Raw genomic sequence first — 22104 nt, 5'->3', positions numbered from 1 at the left:
TTACCTGTGGCTTTGATGGTGGGGACGGGCGCCGGACAGGCGGCGCCGGAAGAAATCGGAGACGGCCGTGAGGGCCGGCGCGTGACAGGGAAGGCCCGCATGGGAGACCCCCGCGAAACGCGTGACCTCGGTCGGCACCCCGGCGTCGATCAGCCGGGCGGCGTAGCTCTCGGCCTCCGGCCGCAGCATGTCGTCCTGCGCGGTGGCGATGAGGATCGGCGGCAGCCGGCCGAGCCGGCGCGATTCCAGGGGGGCTGCGTAGGGGTGCAGGCGCAGAGCCGCCTCGGGCAGGTAGGCGCGGTAGCAGCGGGCGCACTCGGCCATGCCGGCGTCGCCGTCGCGGACCCGCGTCAGGCTGGGGTCGAGCATCGGGCCGAGCAGCGCCTGCGCCGCGATCTCCGGCCCGCCGCGGTCGCGGGCGAGCAGGGTGAGCGACACGGCGACGTGCCCGCCGGCGTCGTGGCCGGCGACGCCCAGCGGGCCGGCCCGTTCGGCCAGCCAGCGGGCGGCGGCGTGCGCGTCTTCGACCGCGGCGGGGAAGGGGTTGGCGGGGGCGAGCGCGTAGCCGACCGCGACCACCAGCGCCGGGATGCTCTCGGCCAGCGCCGCGGCCGGCACCTCCGCCTCGTCCAGCGAGCCGGAGGTGAAGCCGCCGCCGTGGAAGTACAGCACGCCGGGCAGCAGCCCGGTCGCCGCCGGCCGATACAGGCGCAGCGGGACCTCGCGGCCCTCCACCTTCAACGACGTGTGCGAACGATCCATCCCGATGCGGCGCCGAGCGCCCCTCCCGCAATGCAGCGAGAGGGATATTGGTCGAGCGCCGTAGTGGGATAAAGCCGCCGCGGTCGGGAACTGAATTCAGCTGGGATGAACAATCGGGGCGGGGTGGGGGCTTTTGGCCTTCCTCACACCACGCACTCGCACGCGCTCTCGCGCTCCGCCGGGGCCGCGCGCTCCATGCACGCGTCCTCCGGCAGGTCCTCGCCCTGGAGCAGCGGGCAACGCTCGAACAGCTCCGCCACCCAATCGACGAAAACCCTAACCTTCGGCGACAGGTGCCGGTTGTGCGGGTACACCGCGGAGATGGGAATGCGCGGCGGCCGCCAGTCGCGCAGGATCTCGCGCAACGCGCCGCTGCGCAGGTGCGGCAGCACCATGAAGCGGCCGGGCTGCAGCAGGCCCAGCCCCTCCAGGCCGCAGGTCACGTAGGCGTCGGCGTCGTTGACGGAGATGACGCCCTTCATGGCGATCTCCTCTTCCCGGCCGTCGCGCTGGAAGCACAGCGCGAAGTTCCGCCCGGTGCGGCTGCCGAAATAGTTCACCGCCACGTGGCGCTCCAGGTCCTCGATGGTCCGGGGCTCGCCGTGCTCGGCCAGATAGGCGGGGCTGGCGCAGGTGATCTGCTGCATGGCGCCGATGCGGCGCGCCACCAGGCTGGAATCCGACAGCTCGCCGACGCGGATGACGCAGTCCACGCCCTCCTGGATCAGGTCGATCGCGCGGTCGCCCAGCCCGAGCATCAGGTCGATGTCCGGGTACTTGGCGTGGAACTCGTGGATGGAGGGAATGATGACCAGCCGGCCGATGGAGCCCGGCATGTCCACCCGCAGCCGGCCGCGCGGCGTCTTGCGCGCGCTGGTGAAGGTGGATTCGATCTCGTCGATCTCCGACAGGATGCGAGTGGCGCCCTCCAGGTACGCCGCGCCGTCCAGCGTCAGGCTGAGCTTGCGCGTGGTGCGCTGGAGCAGGCGCACGCCCAGCGACGCCTCGAGGTTCTGGATCGTCGTCGTCACCGAGGCGCGTGGCAGCCCCAGCGTGTCGGCGGCCTTCGAGAAGCTGTTCGCCTCGACGACGCGGACGAAGACGCGCATCGCGTGCAGCTTGTCCATGCGGATCCCATCCCTTCCAACGACGACGTGCGCGAGCAGAAATGGTGTTGCGGACGCCGGGTGGAAAGCGCAAGGCCTATTTCCGCTTGCCCTTGAGCAGGTCGATGCGCCGACGCGAGAACTCGCCGTCGTTGACGAAGGTCAGCTCCATCCAGCGCGTCTCGTCGCGGCGGATGCGCACGGTACCGGAGCGGTCGAGGTGCCGCGTCTTGTGCGCGTCGAGGAACACGGTCAGCCCGCGCCGCGAGGCGAAGCGGATGGACAGATCGCTGCCGGCGAAGATCTCGCTGAGGTCGCGGTTGGAGACGATGCCGGTGACCGACAGCAGCGGCACGTCGAGCGGCAGCACGGCGCCGCGGTTGTTGGCGTTGAACGCGGTGGAGCCGAGCGGCGTGGCGACGCAGATGCCGGTGCCGCGCAGCTCGTACCCCTCGAACTCGCCGTCCGAGCTGTCGAGGTGGAACTCGTGGCAGTCCGCCACCCCGGCGCCGATCACCACGTCGTTGTAGGCGGCGCCGATCAGCTCGTCGTTCGCCTCGACCCACAGGGGGTGGACGCGGTGGCAGGGCATCGCCGCCGGGTCCAGCTCGGCCAGCTGGTCGGCGACCGAGCTGGGATTCATCAGGAAGTTCAGGTTGCCACGCCCGACGCCGAGGAAGCGGATCGGCCGCGCCGGCTGGTCCGGCGGCGGGGTGCGGCGGTGCAGCGCGCGCAGCATGGCGCCGTCGCCGCCGACCACGACCACGATGTCCGGATGGTCGTTGTCGATGAAGCGGGCGTAGCGCTCCTTGAGCGCGGCGATGAAGCCGGACTGCCGGGGATCGTCCGGTTCGTACTCGAACGTCAGGCGCATGGACCCATCCCCCTGCTGGCGGCCAGACGGCAGGCAGGATAGCGCCCCGCCGCCGGGTTTCGTCCAGCGGCACCCCCGGCTTTTCCACATGCCGGAAGCGTTTCCGAGGGGTGGAAATGTGGGGAGGGGGTGGTTTCGAGGCGGGGGGCGCCATGTCAGGTGGAGGGAGAGGCTCTCGAAACGACTGGGGAAGCACCATGAAGCAAGTGATGTTCGTCGAACTCGGCATGGGCGTCGACCTGCATGGACAGGACGTCACCAAGGCCGCCGTCCGCGCCGTGCGCAACGCCATCGAGCGCAACTCCATGCCGGGCATGCGCGCGCTGGTGGACGGCGACACCAGCCGGATGCAGGTGCGCGTCCACCTCGCCGTCCCGGCCGACGCCGACCGGCTGGACGTCGAGGCGGTGCGCGCCGTCTTCCCCTACGGGCAGGTCAGCGTGCAGGTCGGCCCCGGCGGCATGCTGGCGCCGAGCGGCATCTTCCTCGCCGACAAGAACGACCGGAACGAGATGATCTACGTCGTCAACGCCGCCGTCGAGGTCGGGATCTGACGGCGCGGCTTTGATCCCGGCGCCGTTTCGCCTAGCTATAACCGGACGACCGCCCAAGGCCGGGCGGGCACGCAGGGAGAGGAACGACATGGCAGGCGAACTCATCACGTTGCGGGCCGAGGACGGCCACGACTTCGGCGGCTATCTGGCGCGGCCGGACGGCGCGGCGCGCGGGGCGGTGGTGGTGGTGCAGGAGATCTTCGGGGTCAACCACCACATCCGCTCGGTCTGCGACCGCTACGCCGCCGCCGGCTGGACGGCGCTGGCCCCGGCGCTGTTCGACCGCGTCGAACGCGGGGTGGAACTGGCCTACGACCAGCCGGGCATCGACCGCGGCCGGGCGATCATGGGGCAGGTGAGCATGGACGGAGCGCTCGCCGACGTCGGCGCCGCGCTGGCGCATCTCGGTGCGCCGGGCTCTGCGGCGGTGGTCGGCTTCTGTTGGGGCGGCACCCTCGCGTGGCTGGCCGCGGCCCGGCTGCCGGTGCGCGCCGCCGTCGGCTACTACGGCGGCCAGATCGCCAAGCACGTCCAGCTGACGCCGCGCGCGCCCGTGCTGCTGCACTTCGGCGAGAAGGACACGGCGATCCCGCTGTCCGTCTCCGAGGAGGTGCGCGCCGCCCATCCCGAGGTGATGGTGCACCTCTACCCCGCCGGGCACGGCTTCAGCTGCGACGAGCGGGCCAGCTACGACGCCGCCAGCGCACAGCGCGCCTGGACGCGCACCCAGGGGCTGCTGGAGGCGGCATTCTAGCGGGGCGTGCACTCCCTCCAATGCCCCGGCCTCCAACTTGGACGGGGTATTGGCGCATTGGAGGTATCCCGCTCGCGGTAAGAGGCGGGGCAAAGGGGAAAAGACCGCGGGCCGCCGGCCCATCGCCGCTCAAAAGCGTTATTACAAGGATTCGTTGCAATCCTTGAGCGGCATCGCATGAGACCGGTCGTCTTCGATGAGTGCTTCGGCTGGCTGCATCCGGCGGCCGGCCGCCGTGGCGTGGTGCTGTGCGGCCCGCTGGGGCTCGAAGCGTACTGCACCCATCGCGCGTGGCGGGCGCTGGCCGAACGCCTTGCCGCGGCCGGGCTTCCGACGCTGCGCTTCGACTACCCGGGCACCGGGGACTCGCGCGGCGGCGACGACGATGCCGCCCGGGTGCGCGCCTGGATAAACGGTGTCCACGCAGCCGTGCGGTGGATGACCGACACCCTGCAATTGCAGGAGGTAGCGCTGGTCGGGACGCGCCTCGGCGCCGCGCTGGCCGCGGAAGCGGCGGCCGAGCGGGGCGGGGTGGACCGGCTGGTGCTGCTGGCGCCGTGTTCCGGCGCCGCCTTCGCCGCCGAGGTCCGGGCCATGGCCCGGCTGGCCGGCGCGCCGCAGCCGGACCCGGACGCGCTGGAGTTCAACGGCTTCCGCCTGAGCGCGCAGACGCTGGCCGACCTGAAGGCGCTCGACCCGGTGCGGCTGGCCTCCGCGCCGGCGCCGCGGGCGCTGCTGCTGGCCCGCACCGACGTGCGCGATGCCGCCCTGCTGGCCGGGTATCTGTCGGGCCTGGGGGTGGCGGTGGACGAGGAGCCCTTCGCCGACTATGCCGCGCTGATGCGCAGCGTGGAGCGCGGCGTGGTGCCCGAGGCGCCGCTGGAGCGGGTCGCCGCGTGGTTGGCCGCCGACGCGCCCGCCGCCCGCGCCGAGCCTGCCCCATTGCCTGATGCCCCGCCGCGGCTGGCGCTGCCCTCGGCGGTCGAGACGCCGGTGCTGTTCGGCCCTGGAGGCGGGCTGGCCGGGGTATGGTGCGAGCCGGCGGGCTTCGCCCCGGCGGACCGGCCGGCGCTGCTGCTGCTGCCGAGCGGCGCGTGGCACCACGTCGGCTTCGCCCGCCTGTCGGTGGAGATCGCCCGGCGCTTGGCGGCGCACGGCTACGCCTCCTTGCGCATGGACCTGTCGGGCCTGGGCGACAGCGCGTCGAAGACAGGGCAGCCGGACGGGTTGATCTACCGCCGCGGCTCGCTCGCCGACACGCGCGCCGCGCTCGACTGGCTGGAAGCGCGCGGGCGGCGGCGCTGCCTCGTGCTGGGGGTGTGCGCCGGGGCGGCGCTGGCGCTGCACACCGCGCTCGAGGACGAGCGGGTGGTCGGGCAGGTGATGATCAACCCCGGCCTCTTCACGCTCGGCGACGGCGCCACCGCCGAGGCGCTCGGTCGTGACGAGAGCCATCCCGCCGCCTTCTACCTGGCGCAGCTCGGCGATCCCGCCAACTGGCCGCGCGTGGTTCGCGAGGCCGCCCGCCGGCCGGGCCGCCTGCTCGACGTTCCCGTGGCGCTGCTGCGCCGCGTCCTGCGCCGCTTCAGCGGATCGGCGCCGCAGGCGGCGTTCCGCCGGCTGGGCGCGCGCGGCGTGCGGACGCTGCTGGTCTACAGCGCCCACGACGTTTCGCTGGGCGAGTTGGAGGCGCATTTCGGGCCCGGTGGCGCATGGTTCGCCGACCAGCCCGGCGTGTGGCTGGAGACGCTGCCCGACGCCGATCACAACCTGACCGGACGCGCGGCACGCGACGCCTTCCACAGCCTGCTTGATGCCTATCTGGCCGGCGATCCGGACGGTGACGCCGTGGGAGCGATCGACGGCGCGCCCTGCGCCGAGCGGGCGTGAGGAGGAACCTCGCGCGCCGGGGGGCGTTGGGGGCGCCATGAAGATCTTCATCTGCCAGCGGTGCGGCCAGCGCGTCTATTTCGAGAACGTTCGTTGCGAGCGTTGCGGCGCCGATCTCGCCTATCTGCCAGACCGGATGATGGTCGCCGCGGTGACCATCGCGGCCGACGGCACCGTCACGCCCATGGATTCGAAGCGGGACGGCTACCGGCTGTGCGGCAACGCGCAGTACGGCGCCTGCAACTGGCTGCTGGAGCCGGGCGACGACCAGCCGCTGTGCCGCGCCTGCCGGCTGAACCGCATCATCCCCGACCTGTCGGTGCCGGAGAACCTGCGGCGCTGGCAGAGGATCGAGCTGGCCAAGCACCGCGCCGTGCACAACCTGCTGCGCTTCGGCCTGCCGGTGGTGCCCAAGGCCGGCACCGCGCCCGAGGGCATCGCCTTCGAGTTCCTCGCGCCCGAGGCCGCGCCCGCGCCGGTGATGACCGGGCACGCGGGCGGTGTCATCACCCTCAACATCGCGGAGGCCGACGACGCCGAGCGCGAGGCCCGGCGGGTGGCGATGGGCGAGCCGTACCGCACGCTGCTCGGCCATTTCCGGCACGAGCTGGGCCATTACTACTGGGAACGGCTGGTCGAGGGCACGCCGCTGATCGACGAGTTCCGGGCGCTGTTCGGCGACGAACGGCAGGACTACGCCCAGGCGCTGCGGCGCCACTACGACCAGGGGCCGCCGGCGGACTGGAACGAGCGCTTCATCAGCGCCTACGCCTCGTCCCACCCCTGGGAGGACTGGGCGGAGTGCTGGGCGCACACCATGCACATGGTCGGCACGCTGGACACCGCGGCCAACCTGAAGCTGGTGGTGATCGGCGTCGATGCCAAGCGCGAGGTCGGTTCGGACGCCTACCGCTGCACCGACTTCGAGGCGCTGCTCGACACCTGGTACCCGCTGACCGAGGCGCTGAACGCGCTGAACCGCAGCATGGGCGTGAACGACCCGTACCCGTTCGTGGTGAACGCGCCGACCACGGGCAAGCTGGCCTTCATCCACCGGGTGATCCACGGCGCGGGGAGGGCGTGACGGCGGGCGGGGCCCCGCCTTGAACCGTCAGCGCGGGGCCTGCCAGCGGCGCCATGCCGCGAACAGCGCCAGCCCGCCCGACGCGGCGCCGACATAGACGAACAGCGCGCGGCTGCCGAAGCATTCCATCGCCAGCGTCGCCAGCATCGGCCCGAGCGCGGCGCCGAGCGCCCACGAGAGCAGCAGCGCGCTGGACAGCGCGACCGCCTCGCCGGGCGGCGCGTGATCGTTGGCGTGGGCGACGCAGATGGCGTAGAGCGACAGGGCGGCGCTTCCCCACAGCGTGAACAGGACGAACAGCACGGTGTCCGACGCCGCGCCGGCCGTGGCGATCAGCAGCGCCGCGGCCGCGGAGGTGCCGGCGAGGGCGAGGATGACCAGACGCCGGTCCCGACGGTCGGAGAGACGGCCGATCGGCCATTGCACGACGGTGCTGCCGACCTGCACGCCGGACATGATCACCGCGATCACGGTGGCCGAATGCCCCATGCCGGCGAGATAGGCGGGGCCGATCCCGGTGACCGCCGTGTTGCACAGACCGATCACGAGGCAACCGACAAAGGCGACCGGCGACACCCGAACGTACCGCCAGGGCATGCGGGCCTGCGCCGCCGTCATCGACGGCGGCTCCTCCCGGACGGCCGCCACCGGCAGCAGCGACAGCGCATAGCAGGCGGCGGCCGCCCCGACGAGCCAGACGCCCGGGAGGCCGGGGCTGGCCAGCAGCATCTGCCCGCCGACCACCGCGACCTTGCACGCGACCATGTACAGCGAGAAGACGCTGCCCCGGGCCCCGGGGCCCGCCCGGGCGGCCAGCCAGCTTTCGGCCACCGTCAGCATGCCGACATAGGACATGCCCATCAGCACCCGCATCCCGGTCCACGCCCACGGGTTCGGCAGCACTTCCAGGAACACCGTCACGGCCCCGGCCAGCAGGGCGAAGGCGCCGAACGCCCGCACCATGCCGATCCGGCCGATCAGCCAGGGTGCGGCCCAGCAGCCGGCGATGAAGCCGATCGAGTAGCCCGAGGCCACGGCGCCGACCGCAAGCGGCGGCGCCATGGCCTCGGCGAGACGGATCGGCAGCAGGACTTGCAGGATGCCGTTGCCGACCTGGACGAGGCACACGCCCAGGATCAACGCGATCAGCACCGGGGTGCGCGAGGCCAGCGTCAGGGAATGCAACACGGGTGTGGGTGCCGCGCCGGGAGGAGAGGGGAGGGAAACGCCGGTCAGTGATCGTCGGGCAGCGCCGCCAGCACGTCCGGCGGCGTGGGAAGGGGGCGTGCCCCGGCAAGGTGCCCATCGACCAGCGCGCGCAGGAAGGCGCGCGTGCGCTCCTGGGCCGGGGCGGAGAAGACGCGCTCCGGCGGTCCGGATTCGACCAGGCGGCCCTCGGCCATGACGACCACCGTGTCCGCGACCTCGCGGGCGAAGCCCATCTCGTGCGTCACCACCATCATGGTCATGCCCTCGTCGGCCAGCGCCTTCATGACCAGCAGCACCTCGCCGACCAGCTCGGGGTCGAGCGCCGAGGTCGGCTCGTCGAACAGCATCACCTTGGGGCGCATGGCCAGCGCCCGGGCGATGGCGGCGCGCTGCTTCTGCCCGCCCGACAGGGTCGACGGGTAGACGTCGGCCTTCTCCTCCAGCCCGACCTTGCGCAGCAGGTCGAGGGCGAGGTCGTGCGCCTCCGCCTTCGACGTCCCGCGCACGACCATCGGCGCCCGCATGACGTTCTCGGCGGTGGTCATGTGCGGGAACAGGTTGAAGGACTGGAACACCATGCCGGTCTCGGCCCGCACGGCGTTCAGCTCGCGGTCCGGCAGCGGCTGGCCATCCCTGATGATGCTGCGGCCGCCGATCAGGATCTCGCCTTGGTCGGCGATCTCCAGGCAATTGCAGCAGCGCAGCAGCGTGCTCTTGCCCGACCCCGACGGCCCGATGACGACGGTCGTGCTCGACGCCGCCACCGTCAGGCTGACGTCCTTCAGCACCTCGATGCCGCCGAAGCTCTTGTGGAGATTGCGGATCTCGATCACCGGTTCAGCCCCTTTCCACGCTCAGGCGCCGCTCGGCGATCCGAAGCAGGTGCGACGCCGCGTTGGTCAGCACGAAGTAGATGAGCGCCACCACGAGATAGACCTCCAGCGCGCGGAAGCTGGTGGAGATGATGCGCTGCCCCTCCCGCATCACGTCGTCGATGGTCAGCAGCGACACCAGCGCCGAGTTCTTGATGAGCGCGATGGTCTCGTTGCCGAGCGGCGGCAGCATGCGCCGGAACGCCTGCGGCAGGATCACCTCGCGCATCGCCTGCCGGTACGACATGCCCAGCGAGCGCGCCGCCTCCATCTGCCCGGCCTCGATCGACTGGATGGCGCCGCGCACCACCTCCGACACGTAGGAGCCGCTGTAGATGCCGAGGCCGAGCACGCCGCACAGCAGCGCCGGGAGCAGGATGCCGAACTGCGGCAGGCCGAAGAACAGCAGGAACAGCTGGACCAGGAGCGGCGTGCCGCGGATGAAGGCCACGTAGCCGGACGCCAGTCCGTAGACCACGCGCCGCCGCGGGTTCAGGCGGGCGATGCCGACCGCGAGGCCGAGCACCGCGCTGAGCAGCAGCGCGGCGGCGGTCACCTCGACGGTGACCGCCGCCCCCTTGAGCAGTTCCGGCAGCCCCGCCCAGACCGGGTCGAAGTTCAGGGTCACGGACAGGGTCCTCCGTTCACTTCTTGGCTTCGAACCACTTGTCGATCAGCTTCTGGTAGGTGCCGTCGGCCTTCAGCTTGGTGATGGCGGCGTTCACCTTGGCGACCAGCTCCGGGTTGTCCTTGCGCATGGCGAAGCCGTAGTCCTCGGTCGTCAGCTGCTTGTCCAGCACCTTAACGGTCGGGTGGGTCTGGGCGTACAGCTTGGCGGCGGGCTTGCCCGTCACCACGAAGTCGGTGCGGCCGGTTTCAACCTGGCCGAACATTTCGGCGTTGGTCTCGACCTCCACCACCTTCACGGTCGGGTAGTTGTCCTTGAGGAACTTGACCGACTTGGTGCCGATCTGCACCGCGGCGGTCTTGCCGGCGATGCTCTCCGGCCCGGTGATCGCGGTGTTGCCGGCCTTGACCATGATGACGAGGCCGCCCGGGTAGTAGGTGTCGGAGAAGGCGACCACCTGCCGACGCTCGTCGGTGATGTACATCGCCGAGGCGATCATGTCGAAGCGGTTGGCCAGCAGGCCGGGGATCAGGCCCTTGAAGTCGATGTCCACCCACTCGACGCCCTTGGTGGCGCCCAGTTCCTTGGCGATGGCCTCGACCAGCTCGATGTCGAAGCCGGTCTTCTTGCCGTCCTGGCTGAACTCGAAGGGCGCGAAGGTCGCGTCGACACCGACGCGGTAGGTGCCGGTCTTGGCGATGGACGCCAGCACCGCGTCCTCGGCCCGCGCCGGCGTGGCCGTGGCGGCCGTGAAGAGCGTCGTGGCGGCCACGGCGGCGGCGGCCAGAAGCGTTTCGAAAGACCTCATCACAATCATCTCCCTGATCGTTGCACCCGCCCGATGGAGGGCCGGCTGGTCGTGGGTCGGCGGTGGCGACGCCCGTCCTCGTGTGCAGCTGTCTTGGCAGCTTTGCGTTTAGCCTATAAAACACATGTTGTGTGGACGCAACTGCATATCGGTGTACATCAGTATGTGAGCATGAGACCGGAGGCTTGGCAACGATTCTTGCTGTCCCGGGCGCGGCTCCGTCCACCATCGTTTTGCCAACAAAACAACAATGCACCAGGATGAACCCATGAGCGTCTTCGACTTCCGCCCGGCCCGGCGCCCGCTTCTGGTCAGCCTGCCGCACGTCGGCACCGGGCTGCCGCCTGGGCTCGCCGACCGGCTGTCCGCCCCGGCACAGGCGTTGCCGGACACCGACTGGCATCTGCCCCGGCTGTACGATTTCCTGGAGGAGCTGGGCGTCGGCGTGATCCAGGCGCGGTTCTCCCGATTCGTCGTCGACCTCAACCGCGCGAGCGACGACGCTCCGCTCTACGCCGGTCCGACGACCGGCCTGTGTCCGTCCACGCTGTTCGACGGCACGCCGGCCTACCGCCCCGGCGCCGAGCCCGACGCCGCCGAGGTGGCGGAGCGGGTGGCGCGCTGGTGGGCCCCGTACCATGAGGCCATCGCGGCGGAGATGGCGCGCCTGCACGCCACGTTCGGACGGGCGGTGCTGTTCGACGCGCACTCGATCCGGTCGGTGGTGCCGCGGCTGTTCGACGGCCGGCTCCCGGACCTCAACCTCGGCACCAACCAGGGCCGCAGCCTGGACGCCGACCTCGGCGCCCGGCTGGCCGAGGTGTGCGCCGATGCGGGCGCGGACGGCTTCACCCACGTGCGCGACGGCCGCTTCAAGGGCGGCCACATCACCCGCCACTTCGGCCGTCCGGCGGAGGGCTGGCACGCCGTCCAGCTGGAACTGGTGCAGGCGACCTACATGGTGGAGGATCCCCCCCACGCCTTCGACGAGGCGCGGGCCGCGCGCATCCGGCCGCACCTGCGCCGCTTCGTCGAGACCCTGCTGGCGTGGGCGGAGGACCGGGCATGACGGAGGGGACGATGGACGGGCTGTTCTGCCGGCGGGCGCTGCTGCCGGACGGTTGGGCGTCGGACGTGGCACTGCGCTTCGACGATCAGGGCCGCATCGCCACCGTCGAGCCCGGCAGCGACGGCGCCGGCCTGCCGCACGCCGCCGGGCCGGTCGTCCCGGGCATGGCGAATCTGCACAGCCACGCCTTCCAGCGCGCCATGGCCGGCCTCGCCGAGCGGTCGGGCGCCTCGGACGACAGCTTCTGGACGTGGCGGGAGACGATGTACGGCTTCGTCCGGCGGATGACGCCGGAGGCGGTCGAGGCGGTGGCGGCGCTGCTCTACATGGAGATGCTGGAGCAGGGCTATACCGCGGTGGCGGAGTTCCACTACCTGCACCACGACGCCGACGGCCGGCCCTTCGCCGACCGGGCGGAAATGTCGCGCCGCATCCTCGCGGCAGCCGACAGCGCGGGCATCGGCCTGACCCACCTGCCGGTGCTCTACGCGCACGGCGGCTTCGGCGGGCAGCCGCCGAAGGACGGGCAGAAGCGCTTCGTCAACGACGTCGATGGGCTGCTGTCCATCGTCGCGGCGACGCGCGCGGCGTGCGGCGATTCCCCGAACCGCCGCGTCGGCCTTGCGCTCCACTCGCTGCGCGCCGTGACGCCGGACGAGATGCGCGACGCGCTGGACGGTCTCGACGGGCTGGACCCGACGGCGCCCGTGCACATCCACATCGCCGAGCAGACCGCCGAGGTCGATGACGGGATTGCGTGGAGCGGGCGGCGGCCGGTGGACTGGCTGCTGGACAATGCTCCGGTCGGGCCGCGCTGGTGCCTCGTGCACGCCACCCACGTGACGCCCGCCGAGGTCGCGGCGCTGGCCGCCAGCGGCGCGGTCGCCGGCCTGTGCCTGACGACGGAGGCCAACCTCGGCGACGGGGTGTTTCCCGCCGCGGACTTCCTGGCGCAGGGCGGCCGGTTCGGCATCGGCTCCGACAGCCACATCAGCGTGTCGGCGGCCGAGGAACTGCGTCTGCTGGAATACGGACAGCGCCTCGTGCACCGGCGCCGCAATGTCCTGTCCGGCGGTCCCGGGCGGTCGATCGGCGCGGACCTCTACCGTGCGGCGCTGGCCGGCGGCGCACAGGCGTTGGGGCAGGCGGACGCCCAGGGCGCGCTGGCGCCAGGATGCCTCGCCGATCTGGTCGTCCTTGACGCCAACGACCCGAAACTGTTTTCTCGCGCCGACGACGTCCTGCTGGACGCCTACGTCTTCGCCGGCAGCGGGCGCGTGGTGCGCGACGTCGTCGCTGCGGGACGCCTGGTCGTTCGCGACGGACGCCACGTGCGGCAGGACGGCATCACGGCCGCCTATCGTCGGGCGGTTCAGAGGCTGCTGCAGGATTCATGAGCGACACCGAGCCCAACTACATCGCCCCGGCGCTCCAGCGCGGTCTCGCCATCCTCGAGCTGTTCACGCCCCAGCGCCGGGTGCTGACGCTGAGCGACATGGCGAAGGCGCTGGGGATCGGCCGCGCCTCGGCCTTCCGGCTGGCGTTCACGCTGGAGCACCTCGGCTATCTCGACCGAACCGGCAGCGACGGCAAGGCCTACCGCCTCGCCCCGCGGGCGATGCAGATCGGCTACCATTACCTGTCGGGCCTCGACTGCGCCGAGGTCGCCATCCCGTTCATCGACGCGCTGAGGGACGCCACGCAGATCTCCGCCCACATGGGCGTGCGCGACGGAACGGAGGTCGTCTACGTCTACCGCGCCCACTCGCACATGACGCTGTCGAGCAACATCGCGGTCGGCTACCGGCTGCCGGCGCACGCCACGGCGATGGGGCGGATCCTGCTGAGCGGCCTGTCCGACGAGGCCATCGCCCAGCTCTACACCGGCGTGCGGCTCGACCGCTTCAGCGAGGCGACGGCGGTCACGCTCACCTCGCTGATCCAGCAGGTGGCGACGGACCGGGCGCGCGGCTGGACGCTGAACCGCTCGTCCTTCGTGTCGGGCATCGTCGCCATCGCCGCGCCGGTCCGCGACCACCGCGGCGCCGTCGTCGCCGCCATCAACCTGTCGGGGCCGAGCGCGGTGATGGACACGCCGTCGATGCTCGACCACCTGACCGCCAAGGTGGTGGACACCGCGGCCGGCATCTCCCGCCAGCTCGGCTGGACGGTGCGGGTCTAGCGGTCGTCCACCCGGGCGACGAAGGCCCAGGCGCCCTCGTCCGCGTCGACGGTGCCGCCCTCGCCGTCCAGGCGCAGGGTCCAGCCCGCCGGCACGCGCACGCCGCCTCCGTCCCGGCACACGGTGACCGCGCCGTCCACGGCGTGGATCAGCACGACGCGCGCGGCGGGCACCGACACGGCATGCTCCGCCGTGACGATGTCGAGCGATCCCCGCGCCCGCTCACGGTCGACCATGAGATTGAAATCGCGGATCGGCCCGTCGAGTAGGTCGCACTGCACCTTGGCGTCGCCGGAGAAGCGCACCGCCGGGTCGCCCCGGCGCGCCTCGGTCGCGACACCGTCGATGGTGAGCCGCATGCCGGTCCCTTCGACGACGGCGATCAGGCGCTCGTAACTGTCGAACGCGGAGAACGGCCCGGACTGCCCGACATCGGCGACGCTGACGCGCCAGAGGAACCGGCCGGACGCGTCGGCGGACGGAGCCACCGCGATTTCGGTCGTGGTCCCTCCGCCGTTCTTCCAGGGCATGCGACGGTAGCCGGCGGGATCGAGGAGCGTCTGGGTCATCGGCGCGTGCTTCGTTTGCAGGGAACTCGGACGCTCTCCTTACCCCATGACGGAGCCGGCACCAACCGTCCGCTGCATGGATCATTCCTGCAATCATTCCATAGGGTTGGCGCATTCATGCGTGTGCAGTGGGACGATGTACGTCTAATCACGCGAAATTCATGTTGAAAAATGATCGTTGCGCAAGCCATCATTTCCGTGGGGCGTCGGTGCGTGGGGGGACGGATGACGGGCACACGATTGCTGGTGAAGGTCCGCGGCGACGGCACCGTCTTCGCCAATGGCGGCAAGAAGAGCTTCGGCGGGAAAGGCGCCGCCCCCCGTGTGGTCCTCAGGCTGCCGCCGGGACAAGGCGGCGGAGCGATGGGGATGGCGGGCGCCGGCGGCGCGGCGTGGCTGAGCGTCGACGTCGGCGCCGACGCCACTCCGTGGGACGCCGCCCATGCGCTGGTCGCTCCCGGCGCGCGGTTCGCGGCGGGAGCGGCCGGCGTCGAGTTCGTCGAGCCGGACGTCGAGCAGCAATGGCTGCCGGACGAGCCAACCCCCGGGATGCCACGCTTCGCGGCGTCGAGCCCCTGCGGCTTCACCGATCAGGACCACGGAGGCGGCAAGGCGGTCGGCCCCGGGCCGGGGTGGAACCACGCCGCCGCATACTCCGCGTTCGGCGCGGCGCAGGAGCACTTTGGTGCGGCGCTGGCGGAGAAGCTCCGCCGGGTGACGATCGCCCACCTCGACACCGGCTACGACCCCGGCCACATCACCAGGCCGGTTGGGCTCGACACCGAGCGGCAGCGGAACTTCGTGGACGGAGGCCCGCCCGACAGTGCGGTGGACACCATCCCGGCCGGGGCGTCGCTGAGCAACCGCGGCCACGGAACGGCGACGCTGGCGCTGCTGGCCGGCGGGCGGCCGGATCCGGCCGCTCCGCAATGGCAGGGCTACGAGGGGCCGGTCGGCGGCGCGCCGTTCGCCACGGTCATCCCGATCCGCATCGCCGACTGGGTGGTGCGCTTCACCACCGGCACGATGGTGCAGGGCTTCAACCACGCCATCGACAGCGGGGCCCATGTGCTCTCCATGAGCATGGGCGGCCTCAGCTCGGTCGCGCTGACCGACGCGGTCAACCTTGCCTACGACCGGGGTATCGTGCTGGTCACCGCGGCCGGCAACAACTTCGCCGGGCGGCCGTCGCCGAAGTCGATCGTGTTTCCGGCACGCTACCGCCGCGTGCTGGCCGCCTGCGGCGTGATGGCCGACGGGCGGGCCTACGCCGGGCTGCACGGCGGGACGATGCAGGGCAACTACGGCCCGGACAGCAAGATGGCGACGGCGCTCGGCGCCTTCACGCCCAACGTGCCCTGGGCGGTCATCGGCTGTTCCGGTCTGGTCGCGATGGACGGCGCCGGCACCTCCGCGGCCACGCCGCAGGTCGCCGCCGCCGCGGCGCTCTGGCTGGCCGAGAACTTCGAGGAGGTCATGGCCCTCCCGGAGCCGTGGATGCGGGTGGAGGCCGTGCGCAACGCGCTGTTCGCCTCCGCGGCCAAGTCGACCACCGCCATGGACGCGGCGGAAACCCTGGAGAAGATCGGCCAGGGCGTCCTGAAGGCGGACGCCGCGCTGGCGGTGCCGTTCGCGAAGGCGGCGGCCAAGCTGACCCGGCTGCCCCCGGCGGAGGCGAGCTGGAGCTGGATCAACCTGATCCTCGGCGGCGGCGTCAGCGTCGCGCCGGGCGCCCCCGCCGGGCGCGAGGCGATGTTCGCGCTCGAGCTGACGCAGATGGCGCAGCGGGTCGCCTCGGTCGACGCGGCCATCGCCGACTGCGACCTTCCCGGAAGCCGGATCTCCCCGGCGGCCTGCCGCCGCTACCTCGAAGCGGCGCTCGACGACGGCAAGCCGTCGCAGGCGCTGAAGGCGAGGCTGGAACAGCTGCTGGGGCGGCCCCAGGCGGCGCGGGTGCGGGCGCCGCTGGCGGCGACGCCCGCGGTCAGGCGCAAGCCGAAGGAGCCGCCGCCGCCCCGCCGCCGCCTGCGGGCCTACGCGCTCGACCCCTCCGTCGCCAAGTCGCTGTCCTCCGTCGCGGTCAACGAGGCGGTGCTCAGCCTCCCCTGGGAGGAGCCGCTGCTTCCCGGCCCGGTCGGCGAGTACCTGGAGGTGGTCGACATCGACCCGGCGTCGAACCGGCTCTACGACCCTGTCGACCTCAATGAGCCGAAACTGCTGGCGCAGGACGGATGGCCGCCGTCGGAAGGCAACCCGCAGTTCCATCAGCAGATGGTCTACGCCGTGGCGATGACCACCATCGGCCATTTCGAGGAGGCGCTGGGACGCAAGGCGCTGTGGGCGCCGCGCCGCACGACGTCCCCCGACGGCGGCCCCGGCGAGTCCTACGCGGTGCCGCGCCTGCGCATCTACCCGCACGCGCTGCGCACCGACAACGCCTACTACAGCCCGGAGAAGGTGGCGCTGCTGTTCGGCTACTTCCCGGCGGCGTCGCGCCCCGGCGACGTCACGGCGCCCGGGTCGATGGTGTTCTCCTGCCTGTCGAGCGACATCATCGCCCATGAGATGTCGCATGCCCTGCTCGACGGCCTGCACCGCCGCTTCCAGGAGGCGTCGAACCCGGACGTGCCGGCGTTCCACGAGGCGTTCGCCGACATCGTCGCGCTGTTCCAGCACTTCACCATCCCCGAGCTGGTGCGCTTCCAGGTGGCGCAGGCGCGCGGCCGGCTGGACGCCGCGCACCTGCTGGGCGGCTTGGCGAAGCAGTTCGGCGAGGGCACGCGGCGCGGCGGGCCGTTGCGCGACTACCTGGGCGGGGAGGTGCCCGCCCTGTCCTACGCCACGACCACCGAGGTGCACGCCCGCGGCTCCATCCTCGTGTACGCCGTGTACCAGGCGTTCCTCAAGATCGTCGACCACCGCACAGCCGATCTCATCCGCATCGCGACCGGCGGCACGGGCGTGCTGCCGGAGGGGGCGCTGCACCCCGACCTCGTCGGCCGCCTCACCGACGAGGCGTGCAAGACGGCGCGGCACGTGCTGCGCATGTGCATCCGCGCGCTGGATTATTGCCCGGCGGTGGACATCACCTTCGGCGAGTACCTGCGCGCCCTGATCACCGCCGACCGCGACCTGGTGCCGGAGGACCGCTTCCACTACCGCGTCGCCTTCATGGAGGCGTTCCGCGCCAGCGACATCCTGCCCCGCGACGTGCGCACCGTGTCGGAGGAGACGCTGGCCTGGAGCACCATGGCGGAGCCGAGCCCGCCGTGGCTCAAGACCGTCTTCGCCGACCTCGAACTCGGCTGGGACCGCGTGCACGACCGGTCGACGCTGTACGCCTCCATCGAATCCAACCGCTGGGCGGTGTGGAGCCGGCTGAAGAAGGTGCTCGCCGAGGATCCCTCGCTGTGCGCGGCGTTCGGGCTGAAGCCGGACGTGCCGCGCTACGGTGAGGACGGGAAGCCTCGCACGGCCGCCGACGGGGCCACGACCTTCGAGGTGTTCGGCGTCCGGCCGGCGCGGCGCGTGGCGCCGGACGGAACGTTCCGGACCGAGGTCATCGCCACGATCCAGCAGCGCCAGGCCCTCCCGGTGGACCCCGCGAAGCCGGACGGCGCGTGGTTCTGGTTCCGCGGCGGCGCCACGCTGATCATCGATCCGCGCGAGGGCCACCGCGAGGTGCGCTACTGCATCGTCAAGAACAGCGACAGCAGCAGCCGCCAGGACCGCCAGCGCCGCACGGCGGCGGGCGGCTTCCTCTCCCCGCTCCGCGCGCTCTATTTCGGGAACGCGCCGGGCGAGCCCTTCGCCATGCTGCACGCCGACAAGGGGGCCTTCTGAGATGGCGGGAACGCGCAGGACCAGGACCGGCGGCCGGGGAGCCGCCGGGGCGGGCGACACCACCGCGGGCGCCGGCAACGCGCCGCCCGGCGGGGTGACCGTCCGGCACTATTGCCAGGGCATCGGCGACTGCCACCTCCTCGGCTTTCCGAAGGCGGACGGCGGCACCTTCTGGATGTTGATCGACTGCGGCGTCCACACCTCGGTCAAGGGCGGCGCGGCCAGGATCGACGCGGTCGTGGCGGACATCGCCGAGCGCACCGGCAAACACATCGACGTGGTGGTGGTGACGCACGAGCACACCGACCACACCTCGGGCTTCCTTTCGGCGCGGGAGCGCTTCGCCGAGTTCACCGTCGGCGAGGTGTGGCTGGCCTGGACGGAGAACGGCCACGACCCGCAGGCGCGGGAACTGGACCGCTACAAGGAGCAGGCGCTGGCCGCGCTGCAGCTGACCAGCCAGCGCCTCGACCACGCCAAGGGACTCGGCGAACCGCTGAGCGCGCTGCGTGGCGGCCTGGACGCGCTGATGGGGTTCAGCTTTGGCGCCAAGGGCGACCGGGTGCGCGCCACCCGCGACGCCGCCGTGGACATCGCCGAGGGGCGGGTGCGCTATTGCGAGCCGACCGACCCTCCCGTCGAGCTGCCGGCGGTGCCGAACCTGCGGATCTACGTCCTGGGGCCGCCCCGCGACGCCGCGCTGCTCGGCATCACCGCGCGGTCGAGCGAGATGTACCACGCGTCGGCCAGCAGCGGCTGGCCGATTGCCAACGCGCTGGCCGGGGCCTTCGCGGCCGGCGGCGCATCGATCGCCGAGGGCGAGGACATCGCCTCGCCCTTCGACCCGAACGTCGGCACCGAACTGGAGCGGATCGCCGCCTCGGCGGCCACCGCGGTCCCGCCCGACGTCCCGGAGGCGATCGCCGGGTTCGCCCGCGCCCATTACTTCGGGCCGACGATGACGCCGGCTCCGGCGATGCGGTCCCGGCAGCCCAGGACGCCGGACGCCGCAGCCTTCGACCAGTCCTGGCGAAGGATCGATCTGGACTGGCTGGGCGTCGGCGCCGATCTGGCCATGCAGCTCGACAGCCGAACGAACAACACGAGCCTGGTGCTCGCGTTCGAGTTCAAGGACAGCGGGCGCGTGCTCCTGTTCGCCGCCGACGCCCAGGTCGGCAACTGGCTGAGCTGGCAGAACACCCGCTGGACCGTGGACGCGAAGACGGTGACCGGGCCGGATCTGTTGGCCCGCACCGTCTACTACAAGGTCGGGCACCACGGCAGCCACAACGCCACGCTTAAGGAAAAGGGGTTGGAACTGATGGCGAGCAGGGATCTCGCCGCCTTCATCCCAACCAACGAAGAGGACGCGCGGAAGGTGGGCTGGGGGCAGATGCCGTTCGGTACGCTCCTCGACGCGCTGGAAGACCGGTGCGACGGCCGGGTGATCCGCGCCGACGACCCCTGGCTCGGCACCGACCAGGGCGCGCCGTCGTTCCGGACGCCCGGCGGGGCAATCCGGTCGGTGCGCCACAAGCCGGGCCTGTGGGTCGAACTCGACCTGGCCTGAACGGCGAACGTCTACGCGTCGTCAACCGCGCCCCTGCTCAAGCCTCGTCAACGTGCGGGCGAGCTCGGAGGCGTTGCGCGCGCCCATCTTCTCCAGGACGCGGGCACGGTGGGTCTCCACCGTGCGGATCCCGATGTCCAGCCGGCGGGCGATGGTCTTGTTGGGGAGGCCTTGGGCCACCAGTTCCATCACCTCGTGTTCGCGCGGGGTGAGCAGGGTCATCCGGTGGCGGATGTCCGCCGCCTCGACGCCGGCCTGTCGCTCGCTCCGGTCGCGTTCGCAGGCCTCGTGGATCCGCTCGATGAGCAGGTCCTCGTCGAACGGCTTCTGCAGGAAGTCCACCGCGCCGGCCCGGAAGGCACGGACGGCGGCGGGAACGTCGCCATGCCCGGTGATCACGATCACCGGCAGGGTCAGGCCCCGCCGGATCATCTCCTGCTGCAGCGTCAGCCCGTCCATGCCGGGCATGCGGATGTCGATCACGGCGCAGCCCGGCTGGCCGGGATCGGCGGCGGCCAGGAACTCCGCGGCGGAGGCGCACGGGCGGACGGTCAGCCCGGCCAGTTCCAGGTGCAGCCTCAGCGCGTCGCGGACCGCCTCGTCGTCATCGACGATGAAGATGACGGGAACGTCAGGCGTCATCGGAATCGGTCCCGGCTCCGTGGATGGGAATGGTGAAGCGGAACACCGTCTCCCCGTGGGAAAGACGTTCGCTGGTCAGGGTGCCGCCGTGGCCCTCGACGATGCTGCGGGCGATGGACAGGCCCAGCCCCATGCCCGTGGCTTTGGTGGTGACGAACGGAGCGAACAGGTTGCGCTCGACGACGCCGGCCAGCCCAGGTCCGCTGTCGCGCACGCCGACCGTGACGAACCCCGCCTCGGCCGCGGGATGGGCGAAGACCACGATGCGGCGCCGGCGGGGATCGGGCGCGTCCATCGCCTCGGCGGCGTTGCGCACGAGGTTGAGGATCACCTGCTGCAGTTGCACCGCGTCGCCGCTGACGGCGGGCAGGCCGGGCGCCACCTCGGCCTGGATGGACACCGAATGCTGCCCGGCGAGGGGGGCGGCCAGCGCCAGGCAATCGGTGACCAGCGCGCCGACCGACAGCGGCGCGCGGTCGCTGCGCCCCTTGCGCACGAAGTCGCGCAGGCTGCGGATCACCCGGTCGGCGCGCTCGGCCTGGGCCACGGTCTTGTCGAGGATCTCGCTCAGGCGGGGCGAGGCCTGCTCGAGCTTGGCGATCTTGCGGGCGGCGCGAGCGTAGCTCATGGTGGCCGCCAGCGGCTGGTTCAGCTCGTGCGCCAGGGCCGCCGCCATCTCGCCGGCCTCGGTCAGGCGCGACGCGCGGGCGAGGTCCGACTGGCGCTCGCGGAACGCCGCCTCGACCCGACGGCGCTCGCTGACCACGGCGCCCAGCAGCAGCGCGGTGACCGCCAGGGTCAGCATGAGCAGCTGGAAATGGGTGGTCCTGGCGGTCTCCGCCCCGGTCGCCTGGATGGCGACGATCAGCCCGGCCTGGGTGGCCGCCGAGGCGAGTGCCGCCCCCGCCAAGCCGTGCCTCACCGCCACCGCCACCGCCGGCAGGAACAGCAGGTAGAAGTGCTCGTACTGGGCCGAGGCGAGCGGTCCGAAATCCAGCCACAGCGTAACGCCGATGAGCAGGCCGTACGCCGCCAGCTCGGCCGCCCCCCTCCAGGACGCATGGGGCACCGTGCCGCGCAGGGCGACCAGCACGACGGGCGTCAGCACCGTGATGCCGATGACCTCTCCGACCCAGTACCGCAGCAGGGCCCCGGCGAAATCCGACCAGGGGAACAGGCCGACCAGCGTGTGGAGGGCGATGTAGCCCGTCCCCACCGCCAGCGGCGTCAGCGCCGCGCCGGCGAGCAGCAGCACGATGTCGCGCAATCGGGACAGGTGGGGATCGAGGCCGAGCCGCCGGCACAGCACCCAGGCCGCCCCGCCGTAGCCGGCGGCGAGGATGCCGTTCGCCACCACCGTCGTCCACAGGGCGACGGGCAGGTCGCGCACCATCAGGTCGCCCGCCATCAATCCCAGCCAAGCCAGGGGCACGGCGCGGACGCCGACGACGATCAGCATCCCCATCATCAGCCCGGCGGGGGGATTCCACGGGGTGATGTTGAGCGGCGCGACCTCGTGGATGAAGCTGATCCAGTCCAGGGCCAGGTGGGCGGCCAGATAGGCCGGCACGATGGCCCAGCGGCCGCGGAGATCCTTCGGCATGTCCTCCCGTCCGATCGATGTCGTGCGCCGTCCGGCACGCCTGCCCGTAACGATAGGGGCGGCCGGCCGCAATGCAATCCGTATT

At 71.8% G+C, this 22104-nt stretch carries 19 protein-coding genes; 9 read left to right on the top strand and 10 right to left on the bottom strand.

Annotation, left to right across the window (positions count from 1 at the left end):
- The 3 genes from ACRWK7_RS20420 to ACRWK7_RS20410 form a co-directional block, all read right to left on the bottom strand.
- On the bottom strand, positions 1 to 762 hold the full coding sequence (locus ACRWK7_RS20420) for an alpha/beta hydrolase (protein ID WP_431858115.1): 762 nt from the start codon (positions 760 to 762) through the stop codon (positions 1 to 3).
- A 143-nt stretch (positions 763 to 905) separates the two neighbouring features.
- Positions 906 to 1889, bottom strand: a complete 984-nt coding sequence (locus ACRWK7_RS20415) for a LysR substrate-binding domain-containing protein (RefSeq protein ID WP_431858114.1) — start codon at positions 1887 to 1889, stop codon at positions 906 to 908.
- A 76-nt stretch (positions 1890 to 1965) separates the two neighbouring features.
- Positions 1966 to 2742 carry a hypothetical protein gene (locus ACRWK7_RS20410; RefSeq protein ID WP_431858113.1) on the bottom strand — a complete coding sequence of 259 codons (777 nt, stop codon included), beginning with the start codon at positions 2740 to 2742 and terminating at the stop codon, positions 1966 to 1968.
- A 197-nt stretch (positions 2743 to 2939) separates the two neighbouring features.
- Between ACRWK7_RS20410 and ACRWK7_RS20405 the strand changes: the two genes are divergently transcribed.
- The 4 genes from ACRWK7_RS20405 to ACRWK7_RS20390 all read left to right on the top strand — a co-directional run bounded on the left by ACRWK7_RS20405 (position 2940) and on the right by ACRWK7_RS20390 (position 7024).
- On the top strand, positions 2940 to 3296 hold the full coding sequence (locus ACRWK7_RS20405) for a Lin0512 family protein (protein WP_431858112.1): 357 nt from the start codon (positions 2940 to 2942) through the stop codon (positions 3294 to 3296).
- Positions 3297 to 3384: 88 nt separating this feature from the next.
- Complete coding sequence (locus tag ACRWK7_RS20400; protein ID WP_431858111.1) at positions 3385 to 4050, top strand: dienelactone hydrolase family protein; 666 nt, start codon at positions 3385 to 3387, stop codon at positions 4048 to 4050.
- Between the two features lie 177 nt (positions 4051 to 4227).
- Positions 4228 to 5940, top strand: a complete 1713-nt coding sequence (locus ACRWK7_RS20395; protein ID WP_431858110.1) for an alpha/beta fold hydrolase — start codon at positions 4228 to 4230, stop codon at positions 5938 to 5940.
- Positions 5941 to 5977: 37 nt separating this feature from the next.
- Complete coding sequence (locus tag ACRWK7_RS20390; RefSeq protein ID WP_431858109.1) at positions 5978 to 7024, top strand: zinc-binding metallopeptidase family protein; 1047 nt, start codon at positions 5978 to 5980, stop codon at positions 7022 to 7024.
- A gap of 27 nt (positions 7025 to 7051) precedes the next feature.
- Here the strand turns inward: ACRWK7_RS20390 and ACRWK7_RS20385 are convergent, their stop codons facing one another.
- Genes ACRWK7_RS20385 through ACRWK7_RS20370 form a run of 4 tightly spaced genes read right to left on the bottom strand, consistent with a single transcriptional unit; the run spans position 7052 to position 10541 of the window.
- Positions 7052 to 8212 carry an MFS transporter gene (locus ACRWK7_RS20385; RefSeq protein ID WP_431858107.1) on the bottom strand — a complete coding sequence of 387 codons (1161 nt, stop codon included), beginning with the start codon at positions 8210 to 8212 and terminating at the stop codon, positions 7052 to 7054.
- A gap of 44 nt (positions 8213 to 8256) precedes the next feature.
- The gene (locus tag ACRWK7_RS20380) at positions 8257 to 9066 is read right to left on the bottom strand and encodes an amino acid ABC transporter ATP-binding protein (protein ID WP_431858106.1); all 810 of its coding nucleotides are present in this window, start codon (positions 9064 to 9066) and stop codon (positions 8257 to 8259) included.
- A 4-nt stretch (positions 9067 to 9070) separates the two neighbouring features.
- Positions 9071 to 9733 carry an amino acid ABC transporter permease gene (locus ACRWK7_RS20375; RefSeq protein WP_431858105.1) on the bottom strand — a complete coding sequence of 221 codons (663 nt, stop codon included), beginning with the start codon at positions 9731 to 9733 and terminating at the stop codon, positions 9071 to 9073.
- 16 nt (positions 9734 to 9749) lie between these two features.
- Positions 9750 to 10541, bottom strand: coding sequence for a transporter substrate-binding domain-containing protein (locus ACRWK7_RS20370; protein WP_431858104.1), 792 nt, complete (start codon positions 10539 to 10541; stop codon positions 9750 to 9752).
- Between the two features lie 268 nt (positions 10542 to 10809).
- On the opposite strand from ACRWK7_RS20370, the gene hutG reads away from it, so the two are divergent.
- Genes hutG through ACRWK7_RS20355 form a run of 3 tightly spaced genes read left to right on the top strand, consistent with a single transcriptional unit; the run spans position 10810 to position 13792 of the window.
- On the top strand, positions 10810 to 11610 hold the full coding sequence (gene hutG / locus ACRWK7_RS20365) for an N-formylglutamate deformylase (RefSeq protein WP_431858103.1): 801 nt from the start codon (positions 10810 to 10812) through the stop codon (positions 11608 to 11610).
- Positions 11607 to 13007, top strand: a complete 1401-nt coding sequence (locus ACRWK7_RS20360; protein WP_431858102.1) for a formimidoylglutamate deiminase — start codon at positions 11607 to 11609, stop codon at positions 13005 to 13007. The genes hutG and ACRWK7_RS20360 overlap by 4 nt, the downstream gene beginning before the upstream one ends.
- Positions 13004 to 13792, top strand: coding sequence for an IclR family transcriptional regulator (locus ACRWK7_RS20355; RefSeq protein ID WP_431858101.1), 789 nt, complete (start codon positions 13004 to 13006; stop codon positions 13790 to 13792). The genes ACRWK7_RS20360 and ACRWK7_RS20355 overlap by 4 nt, the downstream gene beginning before the upstream one ends.
- Here the strand turns inward: ACRWK7_RS20355 and ACRWK7_RS20350 are convergent.
- Positions 13789 to 14361 carry a HutD/Ves family protein gene (locus ACRWK7_RS20350; RefSeq protein ID WP_431858100.1) on the bottom strand — a complete coding sequence of 191 codons (573 nt, stop codon included), beginning with the start codon at positions 14359 to 14361 and terminating at the stop codon, positions 13789 to 13791. The genes ACRWK7_RS20355 and ACRWK7_RS20350 overlap by 4 nt on opposite strands.
- Positions 14362 to 14586: 225 nt before the next feature.
- On the opposite strand from ACRWK7_RS20350, the gene ACRWK7_RS20345 reads away from it, so the two are divergent.
- Positions 14587 to 18204: a S8 family serine peptidase gene (locus ACRWK7_RS20345; RefSeq protein ID WP_431858099.1), complete on the top strand. Its 3618-nt coding sequence runs from the start codon at positions 14587 to 14589 to the stop codon at positions 18202 to 18204.
- 1 nt (position 18205) lies between these two features.
- Positions 18206 to 19774: an MBL fold metallo-hydrolase gene (locus ACRWK7_RS20340; protein ID WP_431858098.1), complete on the top strand. Its 1569-nt coding sequence runs from the start codon at positions 18206 to 18208 to the stop codon at positions 19772 to 19774.
- Between the two features lie 21 nt (positions 19775 to 19795).
- Here the strand turns inward: ACRWK7_RS20340 and ACRWK7_RS20335 are convergent, their stop codons facing one another.
- Both ACRWK7_RS20335 and ACRWK7_RS20330 read right to left on the bottom strand, forming a co-directional pair.
- Positions 19796 to 20416: a response regulator transcription factor gene (locus ACRWK7_RS20335; protein ID WP_431858097.1), complete on the bottom strand. Its 621-nt coding sequence runs from the start codon at positions 20414 to 20416 to the stop codon at positions 19796 to 19798.
- Positions 20406 to 22019 carry an MASE1 domain-containing protein gene (locus ACRWK7_RS20330; RefSeq protein WP_431858096.1) on the bottom strand — a complete coding sequence of 538 codons (1614 nt, stop codon included), beginning with the start codon at positions 22017 to 22019 and terminating at the stop codon, positions 20406 to 20408. Before ACRWK7_RS20330 ends, ACRWK7_RS20335 begins: the two co-directional genes overlap by 11 nt.
- Positions 22020 to 22104 lie beyond the last annotated feature (85 nt).

This window comes from Azospirillum sp., assembly GCF_050789165.1.
This window is presented reverse-complemented; position numbering and strand designations above follow the sequence as displayed.

Excerpts from the sequence above, each read along its gene's own strand:
- ACRWK7_RS20420 (WP_431858115.1), bottom strand. The coding sequence starts at position 762 with ATGGATCGTTCGCACACGTCGTTGAAGGTGGAGGGCCGCGAGGTCCCG.
- ACRWK7_RS20415 (WP_431858114.1), bottom strand. The coding sequence starts at position 1,889 with ATGGACAAGCTGCACGCGATGCGCGTCTTCGTCCGCGTCGTCGAGGCG.
- ACRWK7_RS20410 (WP_431858113.1), bottom strand. The coding sequence starts at position 2,742 with ATGCGCCTGACGTTCGAGTACGAACCGGACGATCCCCGGCAGTCCGGC.
- ACRWK7_RS20405 (WP_431858112.1), top strand. The coding sequence starts at position 2,940 with ATGAAGCAAGTGATGTTCGTCGAACTCGGCATGGGCGTCGACCTGCAT.
- ACRWK7_RS20400 (WP_431858111.1), top strand. The coding sequence starts at position 3,385 with ATGGCAGGCGAACTCATCACGTTGCGGGCCGAGGACGGCCACGACTTC.
- ACRWK7_RS20395 (WP_431858110.1), top strand. The coding sequence starts at position 4,228 with ATGAGACCGGTCGTCTTCGATGAGTGCTTCGGCTGGCTGCATCCGGCG.
- ACRWK7_RS20390 (WP_431858109.1), top strand. The coding sequence starts at position 5,978 with ATGAAGATCTTCATCTGCCAGCGGTGCGGCCAGCGCGTCTATTTCGAG.
- ACRWK7_RS20370 (WP_431858104.1), bottom strand. The coding sequence starts at position 10,541 with ATGAGGTCTTTCGAAACGCTTCTGGCCGCCGCCGCCGTGGCCGCCACG.
- hutG (WP_431858103.1), top strand. The coding sequence starts at position 10,810 with ATGAGCGTCTTCGACTTCCGCCCGGCCCGGCGCCCGCTTCTGGTCAGC.
- ACRWK7_RS20360 (WP_431858102.1), top strand. The coding sequence starts at position 11,607 with ATGACGGAGGGGACGATGGACGGGCTGTTCTGCCGGCGGGCGCTGCTG.
- ACRWK7_RS20355 (WP_431858101.1), top strand. The coding sequence starts at position 13,004 with ATGAGCGACACCGAGCCCAACTACATCGCCCCGGCGCTCCAGCGCGGT.
- ACRWK7_RS20350 (WP_431858100.1), bottom strand. The coding sequence starts at position 14,361 with ATGACCCAGACGCTCCTCGATCCCGCCGGCTACCGTCGCATGCCCTGG.
- ACRWK7_RS20345 (WP_431858099.1), top strand. The coding sequence starts at position 14,587 with ATGACGGGCACACGATTGCTGGTGAAGGTCCGCGGCGACGGCACCGTC.
- ACRWK7_RS20340 (WP_431858098.1), top strand. The coding sequence starts at position 18,206 with ATGGCGGGAACGCGCAGGACCAGGACCGGCGGCCGGGGAGCCGCCGGG.
- ACRWK7_RS20335 (WP_431858097.1), bottom strand. The coding sequence starts at position 20,416 with ATGACGCCTGACGTTCCCGTCATCTTCATCGTCGATGACGACGAGGCG.
- ACRWK7_RS20330 (WP_431858096.1), bottom strand. The coding sequence starts at position 22,019 with ATGCCGAAGGATCTCCGCGGCCGCTGGGCCATCGTGCCGGCCTATCTG.